Annotated in this window: 15 protein-coding genes; 7 read left to right on the forward strand and 8 right to left on the reverse strand. The window is 71.0% G+C overall.

What is annotated here, in order from left to right:
• Position 1 precedes the first annotated feature (1 nt).
• Together ACZ6S0_RS34885 and ACZ6S0_RS34890 are read right to left on the reverse strand one after the other, a co-directional pair.
• Positions 2–586: a maleylpyruvate isomerase N-terminal domain-containing protein gene (locus ACZ6S0_RS34885; RefSeq protein ID WP_465923586.1), complete on the reverse strand. Its 585-nt coding sequence runs from the start codon at positions 584–586 to the stop codon at positions 2–4.
• Positions 583–1,458, reverse strand: coding sequence for an NAD(P)-dependent oxidoreductase (locus ACZ6S0_RS34890; RefSeq protein ID WP_465923587.1), 876 nt, complete (start codon positions 1,456–1,458; stop codon positions 583–585). Before ACZ6S0_RS34890 ends, ACZ6S0_RS34885 begins: the two co-directional genes overlap by 4 nt.
• Before the next feature lie 118 nt (positions 1,459–1,576).
• Between ACZ6S0_RS34890 and ACZ6S0_RS34895 the strand changes: the two genes are divergently transcribed.
• Positions 1,577–2,566: a GlxA family transcriptional regulator gene (locus ACZ6S0_RS34895; protein WP_465923588.1), complete on the forward strand. Its 990-nt coding sequence runs from the start codon at positions 1,577–1,579 to the stop codon at positions 2,564–2,566.
• A 30-nt stretch (positions 2,567–2,596) separates the two neighbouring features.
• Here ACZ6S0_RS34895 and ACZ6S0_RS34900 read toward each other — a convergent pair whose 3' ends face one another.
• On the reverse strand, positions 2,597–3,502 hold the full coding sequence (locus ACZ6S0_RS34900; RefSeq protein WP_465923589.1) for a hypothetical protein: 906 nt from the start codon (positions 3,500–3,502) through the stop codon (positions 2,597–2,599).
• A gap of 67 nt (positions 3,503–3,569) precedes the next feature.
• A complete protein-coding gene (locus tag ACZ6S0_RS34905) occupies positions 3,570–4,952 on the reverse strand; it encodes an OmpA family protein (protein ID WP_465923590.1) in 1,383 nt (460 codons plus the stop codon).
• Position 4,953: 1 nt separating this feature from the next.
• On the opposite strand from ACZ6S0_RS34905, the gene ACZ6S0_RS34910 reads away from it, so the two are divergent.
• On the forward strand, positions 4,954–5,148 hold the full coding sequence (locus ACZ6S0_RS34910) for a hypothetical protein (RefSeq protein WP_465923591.1): 195 nt from the start codon (positions 4,954–4,956) through the stop codon (positions 5,146–5,148).
• Between the two features lie 92 nt (positions 5,149–5,240).
• On the opposite strand, the gene ACZ6S0_RS34915 is transcribed toward ACZ6S0_RS34910, so the two are convergent.
• Positions 5,241–6,485 carry an MFS transporter gene (locus ACZ6S0_RS34915; protein ID WP_465923592.1) on the reverse strand — a complete coding sequence of 415 codons (1,245 nt, stop codon included), beginning with the start codon at positions 6,483–6,485 and terminating at the stop codon, positions 5,241–5,243.
• 277 nt (positions 6,486–6,762) lie between these two features.
• Here ACZ6S0_RS34915 and ACZ6S0_RS34920 point away from each other — a divergent pair, with 277 nt between their 5' ends.
• The 3 genes from ACZ6S0_RS34920 to ACZ6S0_RS34930 all read left to right on the forward strand — a co-directional run bounded on the left by ACZ6S0_RS34920 (position 6,763) and on the right by ACZ6S0_RS34930 (position 10,422).
• Complete coding sequence (locus tag ACZ6S0_RS34920; protein WP_465923593.1) at positions 6,763–7,383, forward strand: hypothetical protein; 621 nt, start codon at positions 6,763–6,765, stop codon at positions 7,381–7,383.
• Between the two features lie 142 nt (positions 7,384–7,525).
• Entirely contained in the window at positions 7,526–9,520 is a 1,995-nt protein-coding gene (locus tag ACZ6S0_RS34925) for an exo-alpha-sialidase (RefSeq protein WP_465923594.1), read from the forward strand.
• 218 nt (positions 9,521–9,738) lie between these two features.
• Positions 9,739–10,422: a FadR/GntR family transcriptional regulator gene (locus tag ACZ6S0_RS34930; protein ID WP_465923595.1), complete on the forward strand. Its 684-nt coding sequence runs from the start codon at positions 9,739–9,741 to the stop codon at positions 10,420–10,422.
• Positions 10,423–10,461: 39 nt separating this feature from the next.
• Here the strand turns inward: ACZ6S0_RS34930 and ACZ6S0_RS34935 are convergent, their stop codons facing one another.
• Together ACZ6S0_RS34935 and ACZ6S0_RS34940 are read right to left on the reverse strand one after the other, a co-directional pair.
• Positions 10,462–11,025, reverse strand: coding sequence for a hypothetical protein (locus ACZ6S0_RS34935; RefSeq protein WP_465923596.1), 564 nt, complete (start codon positions 11,023–11,025; stop codon positions 10,462–10,464).
• A 244-nt stretch (positions 11,026–11,269) separates the two neighbouring features.
• The gene (locus ACZ6S0_RS34940) at positions 11,270–11,476 is read right to left on the reverse strand and encodes a cold-shock protein (protein WP_344881757.1); all 207 of its coding nucleotides are present in this window, start codon (positions 11,474–11,476) and stop codon (positions 11,270–11,272) included.
• A 515-nt stretch (positions 11,477–11,991) separates the two neighbouring features.
• On the opposite strand from ACZ6S0_RS34940, the gene ACZ6S0_RS34945 reads away from it, so the two are divergent.
• Both ACZ6S0_RS34945 and ACZ6S0_RS34950 read left to right on the forward strand, forming a co-directional pair.
• On the forward strand, positions 11,992–13,680 hold the full coding sequence (locus tag ACZ6S0_RS34945; protein WP_465923597.1) for an AfsR/SARP family transcriptional regulator: 1,689 nt from the start codon (positions 11,992–11,994) through the stop codon (positions 13,678–13,680).
• A gap of 190 nt (positions 13,681–13,870) precedes the next feature.
• The gene (locus ACZ6S0_RS34950) at positions 13,871–15,571 is read left to right on the forward strand and encodes a CDP-glycerol glycerophosphotransferase family protein (protein ID WP_465923598.1); all 1,701 of its coding nucleotides are present in this window, start codon (positions 13,871–13,873) and stop codon (positions 15,569–15,571) included.
• Here ACZ6S0_RS34950 and ACZ6S0_RS34955 read toward each other — a convergent pair.
• Positions 15,542–17,668: a hypothetical protein gene (locus tag ACZ6S0_RS34955; RefSeq protein WP_465923599.1), complete on the reverse strand. Its 2,127-nt coding sequence runs from the start codon at positions 17,666–17,668 to the stop codon at positions 15,542–15,544. The two genes, ACZ6S0_RS34950 and ACZ6S0_RS34955, sit on opposite strands and share 30 nt — an antisense overlap.
• Between the last annotated feature and the right edge of the window lie 91 nt (positions 17,669–17,759).

Below are 17,759 nucleotides of genomic sequence, written 5' to 3' on the forward strand. Positions count from 1 at the left end.
CTCAGCGGACGGTCCCGTTCCACTGCCAGCGTTGCCTGCGGCCATGACCGGGCAGTTCGGCGCGGCCGGTGCACCACAGGAGGATCTCGGCCGCGTCCTCGCCGTCCGGAGCCTCGGGGAAGAGGCGGCGCAGCACGGGCGCGCACAGGTGCTCAGGCGGCCGCCAGTCGAGCCCGAGCGCCCGGCTGATGTCCATGCCGTGGACGAGCAGTTCGACGACCCCCATCGAGGCGAAGCCGGGGCCGTCGGAGTGGCCCCACGGATGCCAGGCGCGTACGTCGCCGTCGGCCTCCCGTACGGCGGAGGCCAGGACGTTCGCCGCGATCCCGATCCCCTCCAGGCACTCGGGGATGGCGGCCTGGGGGTCGATCGAGGCGAAGAGGGTGATGTACCGGCCGGGGGGACGGGCGATGAGCAGACCGGCGTAGCCGACGACGCCCAGGGCGATGTGGTCGAGTGTGGCCCTGCAGGTCCATTCCAGCCCTGCGGCGTTGCGCGTCCAGTCCTGGTCGGCGCCCTTCTCGAGGATCGCGGTGGTTTCGTGGGCCGCCTCGAGGACGAGAGCGGCCCAGCGAGCGTTGTTCATGCGCTGGGCGCCCTGAAGTGGTCGATGATGCGGGCGTAGCTGTCGAGGGCGTGGCCGCGGCCGACCGCCTCGGTGATGAGCTTCTCGGTGTACTCGGCCAGGGTCGCGTCGATGCCGCGGATCCGGCTCTCGTGGATGAGGTGCCGGACGGGCGGGACCTGGGTCTCCAGCGTGGCGTCCTCGGCGGCGTAGGAGCCCGCGTCGATCTGGGGTGCGTACGCCGTCAGGAACGACGCCACGCCCTTGAGCCAGTCCGTGGCCATCGGCACGAAGTCGGCGGCCGCGATCTTCTCGCTGTCCATGAGCGCCGCGGCGTGCATGAACCCGTTGAACGTCGACCACATGATCCCGAGCAGCGCGACGTCGTACAGGGAGGGAAGGCCGACGTCGGAGCTGACGAGCGTGGTGCCGCCGCCCAGCACCGAGAGGGTCTTCTCGTGCGTCTCGTACAGTGCCGGCGAGCCTCCGTACAGGATCGCCGTGTCCGGCGCGCCGATGCCCGGAGGGGTCATCATGATCGCCCCGTCCAGGTATTCGGCATCGAGCCCTTCCGCCCATACGGCCATCGCCCGCGCCTCGTCGGACGCGCCCGACGTGAGGTTGACCAGGACGCGGCCGGACAGCGCGGCTTCCGCCGGGGCGAGCAGCTCGCGTACGGCGTCGTAGTCCCGTACGCAGATGATGACGAGCGGGGCGGCGGCGATGGCGGCGTCCACCGTCGGGGCCTCGCTCGCACCGGCCTCGACCAGGGCCTTCGCCTTGCCCGGGGTGCGGTTCCAGATGGTCGTGGGGTGACCGGCGGTCACGAAGGCCGCGGCCAGCGCCCGGCCCATCAGCCCCATGCCGATGACCGTGACGGGAGTTCCTGCCATGTCGATCTCTTCCTGTCCGTTTCAAGAGGTGGCGGTGCACCACGATGACAGCGCGGGAAGGCGCCGGAAACTGGCAGGAGTGCCGACATTCACCAAATTGCTGCCATAGGGTGGAGGCATGAGTGCTGGTTCCGTCGCGCTGGTCGTGATCGACGACACCATCTCGATGTGGGACATGTACGAGCTGGGCATCGCCACGGCGGTCTTCGGCATCTCCCACACCGATCTCGTGGACCCGTGGTACGACCTGCGGCTCGTCGGGATGCGCCCGGGGACGTCCTCGTCGGCGCCGGGGTTCACGCTGAACGCGCCGTACGGGGTCGAGGAGCTGGACCGGGTCGACACGGTGATCGTCCCGGTGGTGCCGGAGGCGTACATGCGCGGCGACCTCGAGCTGCCCGAGGAGCTGCTCGACGCCCTCCGCCGGGCCGGCGCCGCGGGAACGCGGATGGTCTCGCTCTGCAACGGCGTGTTCGCGCTCGCCGCCGCCGGGATCCTCGACGGCCGCCCCGCCACCGCGCACTGGGAGCACACCCGGGAGCTGGCCGAGCGGTACCCGCGGGTGAAGGTCGACGACTCGGTCCTGTACGTGGACGACGGCGACGTGCTCACGAGCGCCGGGCTCAGCGGCGGCCTCGACCTGTGCCTGCACATCGTCCGCCGCGACCTCGGCGCTCAGGTGGCGAACCAGCTCGCCCGCCGCCTCGTGGTGCCCGCCCACCGGCCGGGCGGCCAGGCCCAGTTCGTCGAACGCGCCGTCGCCGTGACCGACGACGGGATCGCCCCCGTACTGCACTGGGCCCTTGAGCACCTCGACCGTCCGCTCACCGTCGACGACCTGGCCGCCCACGCCGGGATGAGTGTGCGCAGCTTCCACCGCAACCTCCGGGCGGCGACCGGCACCAGCCCGATGAAGTGGCTGCTCCATCAGCGGCTCGCCCGCGCGCAACTCCTCCTGGAGACCACCGACCTGTCCATCGAGCAGATCAGCGAACGCAGCGGACTCGGCAGCGCGAACAACCTCCGCCACCACTTCGCCGCGCACCTCGGAGTGGCGCCCACGGAATACCGGCGAGCCTTCCCCTGCCCCGCGCCCGAGCCCGCCTGAGCGAGGCGGAGGCGGGCGAGTCGCGGCTGTTCACCCGTTCGGTTCCCGCTCCGTCCACCCCTCGTACATGCTGTCCCCGGGAAGCACCCACACCGGCACGTCAGGCCGGGTCATCGCCCGCAGCAGCGTCGCCTTGCCGGTCGTCTTCGAGACGCGGTAGGTCGCCACCCCGGTCCTGGTCTTCGACCGGACGATCAGGCGACCCGCCTTGTCGAAGTCGACGTCGTCGATGTACTGCCCGCTCGGCAACCCCACGGCCACCGTACGGCTCCCCTTGCCGGTACGCGCGTTGAACAGGCGCAGCTTGCGCTCCTTGTCCAGCTTGCCGACCACCACCGCCGCCGCGGCGTAGTCGTTCGCCAGCGCGTCCACCGGCTTCTTCAAGCCCACCCGCACCCGCAGCGTCCGGTCGAACATCGCCGGGCCCTTTCCGTCCTCCAGCAGCACTCGCTTGCTGTCCGGGGTGAATCCCATGAAGACCCACTCATCCGTCACCCCGGGACGATTCAACCTCTTACCCGTCGGCACATCGGCGAGGACGCCCAACCCCGGCCCCGAAGTGGCCGTGACCACGAAACCGCCGTCGTTCGACACCCACGGCCACTCCTCGTAGATCGTGGACGCCGTGTAGTCCCGCGAGACCACCTTTTCCTTACCGTTCAGGGTCCGCTCGACGAACCGGCCATCCGACTTCCGGAAATAGAGAATATGCCGCCCATCCCCACTGACCAGGAACGCCGCCCGCTCGCCCGGGTTGACCGCATCGGCAGGCGCCTTGACGAGCGCCTCCGGCACCTTGACCACCTTTCCATCGGTCAACACCAGCTCCCAGCCCTGGGTTCGTTGCGCGTACGCGATCGTGGCCGGCGCGACCGCCGCCGCGGCAGGCTGTCCAACGGGTGCTGCGCCGGTCAGAAGAAGTGCGACGAGAGCCATATGGAATTTCATGTTTCATGAGATGCCAGAAGTGCCCAGAAGGTTGCCGACCGACCGAAGGGCGCCTCTACCGGATCGGCACCTGGAGGTCGCCGAAGCCGGCGATCTTGACGTTCACCGTGGTGGCCGTCTCGGGCAGCGCGAACAGGCTCCAGAACTCGCGTTGCCGGCCGGGGGCGAACTTCTCGGTCTGCAGGCGTACACCGGACACGTCGGTGCAGGCGCAGTAGGAGTCGGTGCTGTCGCCGTCGGTCACCTGGAGGCGGGCGGGCAGGTACTGGCGGCGGGCCTCCGCGTCGGTCAGCGTGACGTTGAAGGCGGCCCGGTACTTGAACGACATCCAGTCACCGGCCTGGTGCAACTCGTTGAACCATGCCTCTTCCGCCCCCTGGTTCGTGATCCGGTACGTCAGCAGCCCCAGCCCGCCCGGCAGCCGCCGCAGGCCGGCGATCTCCATGGAGATCGGCTGCCCATCTGCCGTGCCGCTGCCGGTCAGCCCCGACACCCCGGAAGCGCTTGGGGAGGGGGTCGCGGACGGCGCGGCGGCCCCAGCCTCGGCCTCGGGCGCGGCCGGTTGTGGCTTGGCGAACGTCACCGTGACGCGGCGGTTGCGGCGTTTGCCCTCGTCGGTGTCGTTGCTGTACAGCGGGCGGCGCGAGCCGTACCCCTTGGCCTGGAAGTCCACGCCCTGTCTGGTGACCATCGTGGCCAGCGCCCGCTGCACGGCCTGGGCGCGGCGGGTGGACAAGGGGTCGTTGATGGCGTCGGTGCCGGAGGAGTCCGCGTGCCCCTCCACCCGCACGCTCGCGCCGGGCGAGGCGTCGACGAGCTTGGCGGTCCGGGCCAGGACGGCTTGCGCCTTGGGCGTGAGCGTGGCCTCGTCGACCGCGAACAGCACGTCAGAGGAGAGGCTGACCCGCAGGTCCGCGCCGTCGTCCGCGGTCTCCTCGCTGCGGTCGAGCGATTCGGAGGGGGTCACGAGGCGGCGGGTGACGGGGGTGACGGGCTCGGCGTCCGGATCGGGGATCGTCATCCCGGCGGGCGTGACCGGCGGGTCGTCGCTGATCGGGACGTCCGCCATCGGCGGGCCCGCCGGGGTGACGACCGTGGCGGTTTCCGGGTTGCCGGAGGGGGCGGGCATGACCGCGTACAGGCTGACGGACTCGCCCGGGTCGATGAAGTAGCCGAGGCCGTCACGGTCCTGGTCGCTGCACAGGCACGGGAACCCGGCCGGCTGGTAGGGCAGGATCCAGGTACGCGCCCGCGCGTCGAGCACGCCGATGCCGGAGGCCCAGCGGATCTTGCCGAGCGGGCGGGTGTTGTCGCCCAGCTCGCCGGTCCACGGCAGCTTCTTCTCGCTGCCCGTGTTCGTCAGCCGGACCTGGGCGACCAGGTGCCTGCCCTTGACCCGGTTCAGCCCGACCACCTCGATCTCGAGGTTTTCGGTCATCGTGCTGAAGGTCCGCGCGAGCGCCGGACGGCTGTCCTGGGCGGCGCCGCTCGCGCCGGCCGAGGGCGGCGGGGTGCTGGAGGAGGGCGTCGCCGCTGGTGGGACGGGGGTGCCCGGCGCGGCCCCGGGCGAGAGAGAACAGGCAGAGACCGCGAGCAGACCGATCAAGGGGATGACGAACCGGGAACCCATTTAGCCCATAATGCCGCATTCATATAGTGATCGTGTGAATTCCGATGACGCTCCGCGATCACGTACGCGGGGCCGCGGCGAACAGGCTCGTACCGATCAGCAGGAGCCGCCGCCGTCCGATGCGGCGGCGCCCTTGTGGGCGCCGTCCAACTGGGTGGCCCGGATACGTGAGGCCACGACCGACCAGATGATCGCGTAGGAAATGGCGAGAGCGCCGAGGAGGCGCGTGGCATCGGTCATGCCGACGGTCACGGCCATGGGTGCGACGGCAAGTGTCGACACCCCCTGGAACGCCGACGCGAGGCTGAAGACGAACACCATGACCCGTCCGCGGAGGTGGTCGGGTGTCGCCAATTGCAGACCGTTGAGGGCGAGGATCGCGCACGCGCCCACCCCGATGTGGCCCACCAGGGCCGCGGCCATCGCCGGGCCGAGGCTGGTGCTGTGGGCGAGGAGCAGATATCCCAGGCCGAAGACGGCCAGGGCCGCCGCGGCCACGTACAGCCGCCGACGGGTCGAGCCGCCCGTGAGCCATCTGCCCAGGAAGGGGCCGAGTACGGCGCCGAGCCCCTGCGCGAGATACAGGGCGCCGACCCCCGCGTCGCCGACCTGGAAGCGATCGAGGGCGTAGAGGGGCAGGAGTCCGACCATTCCGTAGCAGAGACGCAGCCCCGCGGTGAGCCAGAGCAAGGCCGCCACCACCGGAGCGGTTCGCAGAAAGCGCCACAGCTCGGTCGTATCGGCTCTCATCCGCAGCCGACGCGTCGTCACAGCACTGGAGAAGGGCCGCTTGATCCTCGCGACGAGCAGCGCGGAGAGCACGAACGAGGCGCCGTCGATGAGCAGGGTGGCCGAGGTGCCCCATGCCGCGGTGACCACGCCTCCCAGACCGGCCCCGACGAGCAGGCCGGCCGAGTACAGGCTGCCCAGCACGGTCTGGGCCAGCGGCAGTTCCCGGCTGGTGACGAGGTTCGGCAGCGCGGCCTCGGGGATGGGACCGGCCACCGCGGCGAGTACGGACAGCGCGGCCAGGCAGCCCAGCGCCAGTGCCACGGAACCGGCGTGAAAGGCGATCAGCAGGCCGATGACCGGCACGACCGAGCCCAGGTCGCACGCGACTCGAAGGCGTTGCCGGTCGAAACGATCGGTGAGCGGGCCGATCAGCGGGAACAGCACCACTCCTGGAAGCGAGTGGATCGCGAACAACAGCGCCGTCAGCCCTGGCGAGCCGGTGTGGTGGTAGACGAACCCGCTCAGGGCGACGAAGGTGAACCAGTCGCCTGTCAGGCTCAGCGCGCAAGCGCCGATGAGGCGGCGCAAATCGGCGTTGCCCCGGAGCAACGCGAAGAGGTTTCCGGAAGATCGACGGTATGCGGGCAGCACTCGGTGACTCCAGCAGTGGGATGATCCCGGACGGTGACCGGGAAAGAACGACGAAGACGACGTCGTCGGCCCGGCAGCTCGCGGGCTGCGGGGCGCCTGCTGGTCAGGCACAGAGGTACTGCATGGCCGCATGATAGATCATCGACACCGGCCCACGTCGAGAGGTCTTCATGCCCTCCGATGCTCTCAACAAATTCGAGTGCGTACGCCCGCCGCCGGGTGTTGCATGAATCGGATGATCGACGAACCGCTGGAACGACTCCGCGACGCCGCCCGACGCACCCGTGAGCTGGCCAGAAGCCGGGCGGTCACCGGCCAGGGGCACCAGGACGCCGACGACGACGTCGGCACGATCGGCACGGACGGCGCCCTCGGGTTCGACCCGTTCCCGCTGCTCGAAGCCCTCCACCAGCACGGCGTCCGAGCCGTGGTGATCGGGCAGGTCGCCGGCATCATGCACGGATCCACCGAGCTGACCGGCGATCTGGACCTGCTCTGGGACGGTGCCCCGGCGCACGCCCCTGCCCTGGCGGCCGCCCTCGCCTCCGTCGACGCCCAGCTCTTCGACGACGAGGGCAAGCCCGTGGCGACCCACCCGGATGCCCTTCTCCGCCCCAAGGTGGAGTTCACCTCACCCGGAGCCGGCGGCGACTGCTGCACCCCGGCGCTCCCCTGGGGCGGCCTTCGCGTCGGCGAGTCGCTCGACCGCGCGGTCACCGCAGTCGGACCGGGCGGCCTGGAAGTCCACTACGTCTCCCGGGAGGACCTGATCAGGATGCGCCGCGCCATAGGCCGCCCCAAGGATCTCCGGCGAGCGGACGAACTGGACGCGCTCGCCCCGGACCGCCGAGGCTGACGGCGCCCGGTCGGTCGGCTCTCCCGGCGCCCGCGCTTCCCGAGGCTTGCCGCGAACGTTCTACGTTCACCATCTATTTAACATCCGACGTTGGACGTAGGATGTCCCATTGGAACCTTCTCCCCCCAGGAAGGGCGAAAACATGCACGATGGCTATCCCCCGGAGAGCCGTGCCGGGCTCCGCTCCCGGCTCCGCCGGGCGGGCGTGGTAATGGTGCTCACCGGCTTACTCGTCAGCGCGTTCTCCGCCCCGGCGAACGCGACGCCGGAGGAAACCCCCTCCGCCCCGGCGAGCGCGACGCCGGAGCAAACCCCCTCCACTCCGGCGAACGCGACGCCGGAGCAAACCCCCGAGACCGGCGCGACCAGCGGCGCCGCACCGTTCGTGAACGAGCAGGTGCTCTACAAACAGGGCGACTTCGGATACGGCTGCTTCCGGATCCCCGCCGTCGTACGGGCCACGAACGGCATGCTCCTGGCGTTCGCCGAGGGCCGGGTGAAGGACTGCGGCGACGACGAGGACATCGACCTCGTGGTGCGCCGTTCCGCCGACGGAGGGCAGACCTGGGGACCGCTGCAGGTGGTCTCGGAGGGCAACGGGACGACCCACGGCAACCCGGTGCCTGTCGTCGACGAGCGCACCGGGCGGATCGTGCTGGTGAGCACCCACAACGGTGCCGACCCGTGCCCGAACGGCTGTGACCGCGACCCCTGGGTGCAGTTCAGCGACGACCACGGGGCCACCTGGTCGGCCGCCAGGGAGATGACCGAGGGCAAGCGTCCGGAGTGGAACTTCTGGTACGCCACCGGCCCGATGCACGGCATCCAGCTCAAGAACGGCCCGCACGCCGGCCGGCTGATCGTCGGGGCCAGCTTCGAGAGCTGGGACCGGGTCGGCAAACACGTCTACGGCACGCACCTGCTGTACAGCGACGACAGCGGGGTGACCTGGAACATCGGCGCGGAGACGTCCCGCGACGACGGCACAGTCATCGCCCAGGAGGTCACCGTCGTCGAGTTGAACGACGGGCGGATCTACGCCTCGGCCCGTGAGCGCGGCACCGACGACGGCAGCCGGGCGTACGCGACCAGCAGCGACGGCGGTGAGACGTGGGACGACCCGTTCCGCACCAAGCCCGCGCTGGCGACGACCGACGTCCAGGCGGCGCTGCTGCGGTTCAGCGACGAGCGCATCTTCTTCTCCTCGCCGATGCACCCGGGTGCCCGGGAAGCGATGGGGATCCGGTCGTCCTACGACCAGGGGGACAACTTCGAGACCTGGAACGAGGGCAAGGTCTTCCACTGGGGGCCGTCCGCGTACTCGGACATGGTGCGCCTGGACGGTGACCAGGCGGCCCTGATGTACGAGGCTGGCAACATCTCGCCGTACGAGCAGATCCGGTTCACCCGGTTCAACGAGGCGTACCTGGAGACGCCGAACGGCACCCCGCCCAACTTCCCCGCGCCCCCGCTGCCCGGTCCGACGACGTTGGACAGGTCGCCGAACGGCAACAAGGCGTATGTGCGCGGCGGCGCGACGACCACCGCCGGGCGGTTCGGCAACGGGCTGGCCCTCGACCGGGTGGACGACCGGGTGGAGGTGCCGTTCGACGACTCCATCGACCTCGGCGGGGACGACTTCACGCTGACCTCGTGGTTCCGGTACTCGGAGCGGACCGGCGCGCACTCGATCCTCTGGTTCCACAAGGTGGACAGGGGCACCAACCCGCCGGCGCTGTGGCTGCGGGCCGAACCGGCCAGCAACCGCATCCGGGCGTTCCTCGGCGTCGACCGGTACGACGTGACCGTGCAGTCGACGAGCGCGTACAACGACGGGCAGTGGCACTTCGTGGCGGTCCAGCGGGTGGACGGCGAGTTCCGGCTCATGGTGGACGGCGTACTGGTCTCGTCGGCGGTGGCGCCGGCCGGTTCGCTGACCCTCGGCAAGGAGTTCGGGATCGACGGGATCCACGTCGGACAGCGGATGGACGGCGCGGACCGCTTCCGCGGAACGCTGGATGAGGTACGCGTCTACCGGCGCGCCCTCAACACCACCGAACTGGACCTGATCCGGCAGCGGAACCTCGCGATCGGCGGTCAGCTCGGGCTGCGGCTGCCGTTGGATCAGGTGAGCTAAGGGTCACGCAGCCCGGCGATGGCGCTCGCGGCCCGGCGAGCGCCATCGCCCCACCTCTGCGCAGAACATCCCATGTCCCGAACGAGTGTGCGGGACAGGCCATAACCTCCCGGTGGGACCTCTGTGTCGTCGGCGTAAACTTTCCTGGCCTCCGCTGGTCTTTCTGGACCGAGAGGTGGGATGTTTGACGCAAGGTCTTCGACGAGCCTGGAGGTGGCATGCGTACACGTGACGGCGCGTCGCTTCAGGAGCGCATCGTCGCCCTGATTCACGAGCGCGGACTGGCCGCCGGGTCACCGATGCCCACCGAAGTGCGGTTGATGGAGCTGCTCGGGGCCAGCCGCAACAGCGTACGCGAGGCCGTGCGCGCCCTGCAGGCGCTGGGCATCGTCGAGATCCGGCACGGTCACGGGACGTTCGTCGGGCACGCGTCGCTCGACGCGCTGACCCCGTCGTTCGCCTTCCGGGTGCGTTCTGGGCCGGGCGGGATCCGCGCGCTGCAGGATCTGGTCGAGGTTCGCGAGCTGCTCGAGACCGGGCTGATCGGCGAGGTGGCGGAGAGCACCAGCGCTCCCCGGCTCGCCGCGCTGGAGGCCCTGGCCAATGGCATGGACCGGGACCGGGAAGCGGATCGGGCGTTCCACTCGCTGCTGTACGACTCGTGCGGCAACGAACTGGTGCTGCAGCTCATCGGCCTGTTCTGGGACGTCTACCACGAGGTCGAGCCGACGCTCGGCCCGCCGGAGGAGCGCACCGCGGAGATCGCCGTCAACCACCGCCGGATCGTGGCGGCGCTTCGCGCCCAGGACGCCGCGGCCGCCCGGGAGGCGATGCGGCTGCACTTCCGCGACGTCAAGGCGCGCATCGCCCGCGCGGAGGCCCGGCTACCCACACCGACCTGACCCGCTCACACCAGGCACTCACACGAACACCGGACCGGCTCACAGTTGCCGGGCGGGCTCCCACCCAGATCGCTTCAGGCCGACGGCGAAATACTCACTCGGCACCGGGTACGACCACGGGGCAGGCCCCACGGCCCCGCGGTAGGTGTTGAGGATCTTCGCCGCGTGGTCGAGGCAATTGTTCTCGAACAGGTCATAGCCCCACTTCTTCGCGTCCTTGGCGAGCGCGGCGGCGGCCCCGACGGCACTGGTGGGCGTGTCCTTGCAGCGGTATCGCGTGTAGTCGATCCGGTTCGCCCGGAATACGGACTTCACCGTGTCGAAGGTGCCCCGCCGCCACCAGGCGCCGTTGAACGCCCCTTTCCGGACATGGCCGTCGCCCGCCTCGTTGCCGTCGGTGGACCCGAAGATCCATTGCGGGCTGTCGTCGATCCGGAACGCCCAGCCCACATGCCCGAGCACGGGCACCCCGGTCAGCGAGAGGAACATGCACACCCGTCCGGGACCGAGGGCGTACGCGGGGCTGCCGACCGACGCGGTGGCCGCGCCGGCGGTGACCAGCGCGCAGAGGGCTACGACGGCGCGCTTCGCGGTGATCTTCATCGGAACGCTGGATCCCTTCGTGCGGTGGCCGGCGCGAGGTCAGCGCGATCCGGCCTGGCGAGGTGGATCGGACACTCCGAGAATGATGGAGTTCGGGGATCACCGTCACGTCGGCAGTTCGCGGGACACGGTGTCACGCGAAGGCACCACTCCGACCCGTCCAGGCCGGCACGAAAACAGGGCCCGGCACGAAAACAGGGCCCGCCCCAAGGGGGCGAGCCCTGATCTCGTGATGCGTGCCAGGTCAGGCGGGGACGATGTTCTCCGCCTGCGGGCCCTTCTGGCCCTGGACGACGTCGAACGACACCTTCTGACCCTCGGTCAGCTCGCGGTAGCCGCCGTTGGCGACGATGTTGGAGTAGTGGGCGAAGACGTCGGCGCCGCCGCCGTCCTGCGCGATGAAGCCGAAGCCCTTTTCAGAGTTGAACCACTTGACGGTTCCGGTAGCCATGCCGATCTCCCTTAGAAAGGTGCAGGAAACTGGAGAATCCGCACCGCGCGAACTCTCGTGTCGCCGCGATGAGCCCATCCGGAGAAGACCGGTAAACGAAAAACGCGCCTGAAGATTACATCTGTCAGGCGCGCAAGAAGTCACTATGGGTGCCATAACTGCAACGTCCGGTAGTCTACCACGCCTGTGGAGCGGGTCGCGCGCCCAGAGGCATCCTGACCCTTCCGTAGCCGTGTCTTGACGGTGTCCTGCACTGCCACAAGCTTACGCCCCGGCAGGTCAGCGGTATTTCAGCGACATTCAAGCGAGCGCTTCTACGATGCCGTCGCGCGAACCGCCACGGGGGAGACGCTTCGCGCGGCTTCGGTCATCGACTCATTCGGCTTTCCCTTCCATGCGAACTGTTCCCGGGGGGCGAAGATCTTCAGTGCCAGAATCTTCTCGATCAGCCTGCTCGACCGCCGTGACCGGGACCGCGCCCGGGTCGACGAGGTCGCGCTGACCGTTCCGGCCACGTGACCGAGGCGCAGGGGGACACGGAGTTCCGACTCCTCGGGCCTGTTGGGGTCTGGGCGGGAGACACGCTGGTCGGACCGTCCACGGCCCAGCAGCGTTCGGTGCTGGCGGCGTTGTTACTGAGGCCCGGCCAGGTGGTCCCCCTGGACCACCTGGTGGAGGCGGTGTGGGGAGAACGGCCGCCGGCCTCGGCGCGCAATGCCGTTCAGGGGTACGTGTCACGGTTGCGGCGGATCCTCGCCCCCGTCCCGGACACGGAACTGGTCACGTCTCCCCCGGGCTACCGGCTGGACCTCGATCTGACGCGAGTGGATCTGTACCGGTTCCGTGACCTGGTCGGTCAAGCCGGGTCGAGCGGTCCGGAGGAGGCACGGGGGCTGCTCCGGCAGGCGCTCGGCCTCTGGCGCGGGGCACCGCTGGCGGACACGGCAGGTCTCTGGCTGCGGGAGACCTTCGGGGCGGCGTTGCGGGACGAGCGGCTGACCGTACTGGAGGATCGCATCGCGGCCGACCTGCGATGCGGACGTCACCGCGAACTGCTGGCCGAGCTGCCGATGTTGCTGAGCGAGCATCCGGTACGGGAGCGGCTGGTCTACCTGACGATGACGGCGCTGCACCAGGACGGCCGGCGTGCCGCCGCGCTGGAGGTCTTCCATGACGCGCGGGCCAGGCTCGTCGAGGAGTTCGGCATCGAGCCGAGGGCCGAGCTGCAGGACCTGCAACGGCGGATCCTCAACGCGGACTCCGCGGCGGCACAGTGGACGCATGACGGGAGCCCGGAGTACACCGCCCCGGTTCCCGCGGAGCTGCCGGCCGACGTGGCGACGTTCACCGGAAGGGCCGCCGAGGTGGCCCGGCTGACCGGCTTGCTCGGCGCGGGCGGGCGGACCCGGTCCGAGGTCTGCCAGATCAGCGGGATCGGCGGGATCGGCAAGTCCGCCCTGGCCATCCACGTGGCCCACGCGGTCGCCGACCGTTTCCCCGACGGGCAACTGTACGTGAACCTGCAGGGCGCCACACCGGAGGCCGATCCGGTCACGCCGCTGGCGGCGCTCGGCAGGTTCCTGCGCTCGCTCGGCGTGGCCGACTCCGCCGTACCGGCGGACGTGGAGCAAGCCGCCGCGCGCTTCAGGACCCTGACCGGCGGCAAGAGGCTGCTCGTCGTGCTGGACAACGCCCGCGACGCGGCACAGGTACGACCGCTGCTGCCGGGCAGCCCCACCTGCGCGGTGCTGATCACCAGCCGCAGGAGGCTCGCCTCGGTCGAGGACGCGGTCCAGGTCCCGCTCGATGTGCTCAGCGACGAGGAGGGGCTGGCCCTGCTGAGCGGGGTGGCCGGCGCGGGCAGGATCGCCGACGAGCCCACTGCGGCGGCCGACGTGGTCCGGCTCTGCGGAAACCTGCCGCTGGCGCTTCACCTGGCCGGGGCCCGGCTGAGCGCCCGGCCCACTTGGCCGGTGTCGACGTTGGCGAGCCGGTTGGTCACCGCACGGCGCCGGCTCGACGAGCTGCGAGTGGACGACCGCGCGGTGCGTGCCTGCTTCCAGGGCAGTTACCAGGACCTGCTGACCAGCTCGCGCGGTGAGGCGGCCGCGCGGATGTTCCGGCTCGTGGGTCTGCTGGACGGACAGGACCTCAGCCTCGCCGTGGCCGCGGCGCTGGCCATGAGCTTGGCCGTCTCCCTGTAGGTCTCGCCTACCGCGCCTTGGGCCACCACGAGGAGGCCATCGAAATGGAGGTCTCCCGCCGGGGAGAGGTCGTCCGGCGAACGGGGGGATTTACCTGGCGATAAGGTGAGTGCCTTGGCGGAATCGCGGCCTTGCGGTTCCCGGGCGATCCCGGTTCGGAGCGGCGGTGAGCGGCGAAGGTTGGCTTCAGGTGCCGATAGGCCCGCAGGCTCGCCGCTGGCAGACGATCTCACCCGCGCGCAACGTCCTCGCGGTGGCGCGTACGGTGACCACCGCCGGTCGGCTGCTGGACCTCCTGCCGCTGTTCCAGGCCGATCGCCGCGTCCAGTTCCTGTTCACCGTGGGCAGCGGATCGGCGTTCGACGACGGCGTGACCGACTTCCTGCGCGAGGTCCAGGCCCGTACCGTCTCGTGGGAACAGGCCGTCGACACACCGTTCGACCTGGCCGTCTCCGCCAGCGCCAACGGAGACCTGCACCGGCTGAAGGCGCCGCTGCTGCTCGTGCCGCACGGTGCCGGGCACAACCGGCTCCTCGGCCCGGCCGACGGTCGACGGGCGGGGGTGTCCGGCCTGGCCCGGCGGCAGCTCGTACGGGAGGGGCGGGTGATTCCGGCGGCCATCGCGCTGTCGCACCAGGAGCAGTTGGCCCGCCTGGCGCGCGAGTGCCCGGAGGCGGTGCCGCGCGCCGTGGTGACCGGCGACCCGGTCTTCGATCGGATCGTGGCGAACGCGGGGCGGCGCGACCACTACCGGCGGGCCCTCGGCGTCGCCCGTCACCGCAAGCTGGTGCTGCTCAGCTCGACGTGGGGCGAGCACTCGCTGCTCGGCGCGAACAGCGACCTGGTGGCGCGGCTGGTCGCCGAGCTGCCCTTCGACGAATACCAGGTGCTCCTGGTCGCCCATCCCAACGTCTGGTACGGACACGGCGGCCTGCAGGTGCGGCTCTGGCTCGGCGACGCCCGCGAGGCGGGGCTGATGCTGATGCCTCCCCGGCGGGGATGGCAGGCAGCGCTGCTCGCCGCGGACGCGATCGTGGGCGACCATGGATCGGTCACGTTCTACGGCGCGGCGCTGGGCCGTCCCGTCCTGCTCGCGTCCTCCGGGCGGGAGGCCGAGGAGCTGGACCCCGGCTCCCCCACGGCCGCGTTGTGCCGGGTGCTGCCCCGGCTCGATCCGCGGCGTGGCCTGCGACGGCAGCTCGAGACCGCCATCGCCGACCCTCGAACCCACGAGGAGGTGACCAGCCGTACCCTCGCCATGCCGGGCCGGGCGGAGAGCCTGCTGCGTGGCCTGGCCTACCGGTTGATGGACCTCCCCGAGCGCGGCCGCTCCCCCGTCTCCGCACCGCTGGCCGAGCCGTGGGCCGAACGGGACGAGGTGCTCGCGTTCTCGGTGGAGACCGAGGTCCAGGGCTCATCGGTGTCCCTGCGCCGCTTTCCCTTCTCCCCCGGACCAGGCCGGGACGACCAGGACGACCGGGTACGCGAGGTGCACCTCGTCGTGGACGCCCGCGTACTGGACCGGCGGCTGCTGGAGAATGCCGCGATCATCGTCCGCGACGACACCGAGCCGCGGTGGGCGGAGGAGACGCTGCGCCGCTACCCGGGTTGTCACCTCGCCGCCGAGATCGTCGACACCGGGCTGGTCCGCCTGACCCGGCGGGACGGGCAGCGCCTCGAGGTCTCCGCACCCGACCGTCCGCCGGATGCCTGGTGCCTGCCGTCGGCCGTGTACGGCTGGTTGGCGAGCGGCCACGAGCCGCGGGACATCACCATCCACCTGGGTGGACAGCACATCCGCATCAACATCACCCCCCCCGGCCCTTTTGAGGTCGCCCCGGGCTCGGGACCGCCACGCGGCTCAGCCGATGGCGGCCAGGCGCGCGCGTAGCGCGTCAGCCTTGGGCACGTTGCCCGTGGCCAGGCAGATCGCGACGGCCCGCCCCAGATGGGCCTTGGCCCGTTCGCGGTCGCCGGCGTCGTCGGCCAGCTCGGCGAGCAGTTCCCACGCCTGCAGCTCGCGCACCGGCGCGTCGCCCTCGCCCAGGAGGGCCGCGGCCGTCTCCGCCGATCGCACCGCCCGCGCGTGGTCGCCGAGCGCGCGATGGGCCTCGCTCATGCCGAGCTGGATGCGGCCCTGGCCGGCGCTGTCGTGGGCGGGGAGCAAGGACCGCGCGCGCTCGAAGGCCGCGAGCGCCTCGCCGTGGCGGCCCTCCCGGTTGTTCGCCAGACCGATGTGGTAGCTCTGCAGGCCCACCCCGCGCTCGTTTCCGGCCTCCTGGTGAATGGCCAGCGCCGCGGCGAAGCGCTCGACGGCCCGGCCCGGCTCTCCCCGCGCCAGGGCGGCGCGCCCGAACGACTCCAGGACCACCGCCTCCATCCGGCGCTCACCCGAGTCGAGAGCCGCCTGCCACGCGCGGCGCAGCTCCTCGTCCGCCTGCTCGTACGCCCCCAGCTCCACGTGAGCGCGGGCCAACTGGTTCCGCATCCGGGCCTCCACGGCCGGCGCGCCGAGGCGCAGTGCCGCGTCCACGCCCAGCCGGTTGACCTCCAGCCAGTCGGCGTAGTGGCCGCGGTCGTGGTGCAGCGGCCACAGCGCCTCGGCGACCTGCCAGACGAGGTCGTCCCACTCGCGGGCCGCCGCCGCGCGTACGACGGCGAGCACGTTGGTCCGCTCCGCCTCCAGCCACTCGACGGCCTCGCCACGGGTGCCGAACGGCTGCCCCAACGCCGACAGCCGCGCCCCGTGGTCGGCCAGGCGCAGGCGGCGCCCCATCGCGGCGTCGGCGGCGGCCACCTGTCCGACGTACCACTCCGCCACCCGCCGCAGCGCCGCCTCCCGCTCCCGCGCGGGCTCCTGCCTCTGCCCGCACCGAGCCGCGTGCAGCCGGACGAGGTCGTGGAAGCGATACCGGCCCTCCTCGGCCTCCTCCACGAGGTTGGCGTCGAGGAGCAGGTCGAGCGCCTCTTCCGGCTGGTGAGCCAGGACGGCATTGACCGTGCCGAGCCCGAAGTCCGCGACCGGGATCGCGCCCAGCAGGCGGTAGAGCCGGGCCGCCGTCTCGGGCAGCCCTTCGTACGCCGACTGGAACACCGCCTCCACCCTGGCCCTGCCCTCCGACGTCAGGCGGTCGAGCCGCTGCTCGGCGTCCGTCAGCTCACCGACCAGCCGGGCGATCGTCCAGGCGGGGCGCTGCGCCAGGCGCGCTCCCGCCACCCGCAGCGCGATCGGCAGGCCACCGCACAGCCGCACCAGCTCGCCGGCCCACTCGGGCTCGGCCGCCACGCGGTCGTCACCCAGCATGCCGGCCAGCAGCGACACTCCCTGCTCCGCCTCCAGCGGCGCCAACCTCACCGGCCTGGCCCCGGCGACGAGCAGCTCGCCAAGCTGGCGGTGGCTGGTCACGACCACCGCGCTGCCGGCGGAGGCGGGGCGCAGCGGCGTCACCTCCGCGGCGTGCTCGACGTTGTCCGCGAGCACCAGCAGCCGCAGGTCCGCCGTCAGGGAACGGAACATGCCCGCCCGCTCCGCCAGCTCGGCCGGGATCCACGACTCGTGCACGCCGAGCGCGCGCAGGAAACCCGCCAGCACTCCGCTGATCTCCGCGCCACCGTGCTGCCGCAGCGCGTTGAAGTCGACGTAGAGCTGACCGTCGCTGAACCGTTCCCGCGCCCGATGCGCCCACTGGTGGCTGACCGCGCTCTTCCCCACGCCCTTCATCCCGCTGATCACCGCGACCGCGGGCCCCTCGTGCAGGACGCTGTCGAGCAGCGCCAGCTCACTGACCCTGTTGACGAAGCCGCGCGGCCTGGCGGGCAGTTGGCGGGGAACGCGGACGGGCGACGGAGGCGGGGCGCCGATGTTGACCGAGCCGATGCTCGCGGCCTGTATCACGGGGCCGTCGACCTGACCTGACACCTCGTTACGCAGCGGGGCGCGGTGTGTCTCGTCGTCGCCGGGACCGTTCACCGGATCCCCCTCATCCATGAACCACCCTCACCCGATCCCCGAACTTCCACCTTTATCCACGTTTTGGGGAATTTATCCTTATCAATGAGGTGGTCATCTGTCGCCAGCC

Source organism: Nonomuraea sp. NPDC051298 (assembly GCF_055586305.1).

Bases quoted from the DNA above. Each gene is read 5' to 3' on its own strand.
- ACZ6S0_RS34885 (WP_465923586.1), bottom strand. From the start codon at position 586: ATGAACAACGCTCGCTGGGCCGCTCTCGTCCTCGAGGCGGCCCACGAA.
- ACZ6S0_RS34940 (WP_344881757.1), bottom strand. From the start codon at position 11,476: ATGGCTACCGGAACCGTCAAGTGGTTCAACTCTGAAAAGGGCTTCGGC.
- ACZ6S0_RS34935 (WP_465923596.1), bottom strand. From the start codon at position 11,025: ATGAAGATCACCGCGAAGCGCGCCGTCGTAGCCCTCTGCGCGCTGGTC.
- ACZ6S0_RS34905 (WP_465923590.1), bottom strand. From the start codon at position 4,952: ATGACCGAAAACCTCGAGATCGAGGTGGTCGGGCTGAACCGGGTCAAG.
- ACZ6S0_RS34955 (WP_465923599.1), bottom strand. From the start codon at position 17,668: ATGGATGAGGGGGATCCGGTGAACGGTCCCGGCGACGACGAGACACAC.
- ACZ6S0_RS34925 (WP_465923594.1), top strand. From the start codon at position 7,526: ATGCACGATGGCTATCCCCCGGAGAGCCGTGCCGGGCTCCGCTCCCGG.
- ACZ6S0_RS34900 (WP_465923589.1), bottom strand. From the start codon at position 3,502: ATGGCTCTCGTCGCACTTCTTCTGACCGGCGCAGCACCCGTTGGACAG.
- ACZ6S0_RS34895 (WP_465923588.1), top strand. From the start codon at position 1,577: ATGAGTGCTGGTTCCGTCGCGCTGGTCGTGATCGACGACACCATCTCG.
- ACZ6S0_RS34930 (WP_465923595.1), top strand. From the start codon at position 9,739: ATGCGTACACGTGACGGCGCGTCGCTTCAGGAGCGCATCGTCGCCCTG.
- ACZ6S0_RS34920 (WP_465923593.1), top strand. From the start codon at position 6,763: ATGATCGACGAACCGCTGGAACGACTCCGCGACGCCGCCCGACGCACC.
- ACZ6S0_RS34890 (WP_465923587.1), bottom strand. From the start codon at position 1,458: ATGGCAGGAACTCCCGTCACGGTCATCGGCATGGGGCTGATGGGCCGG.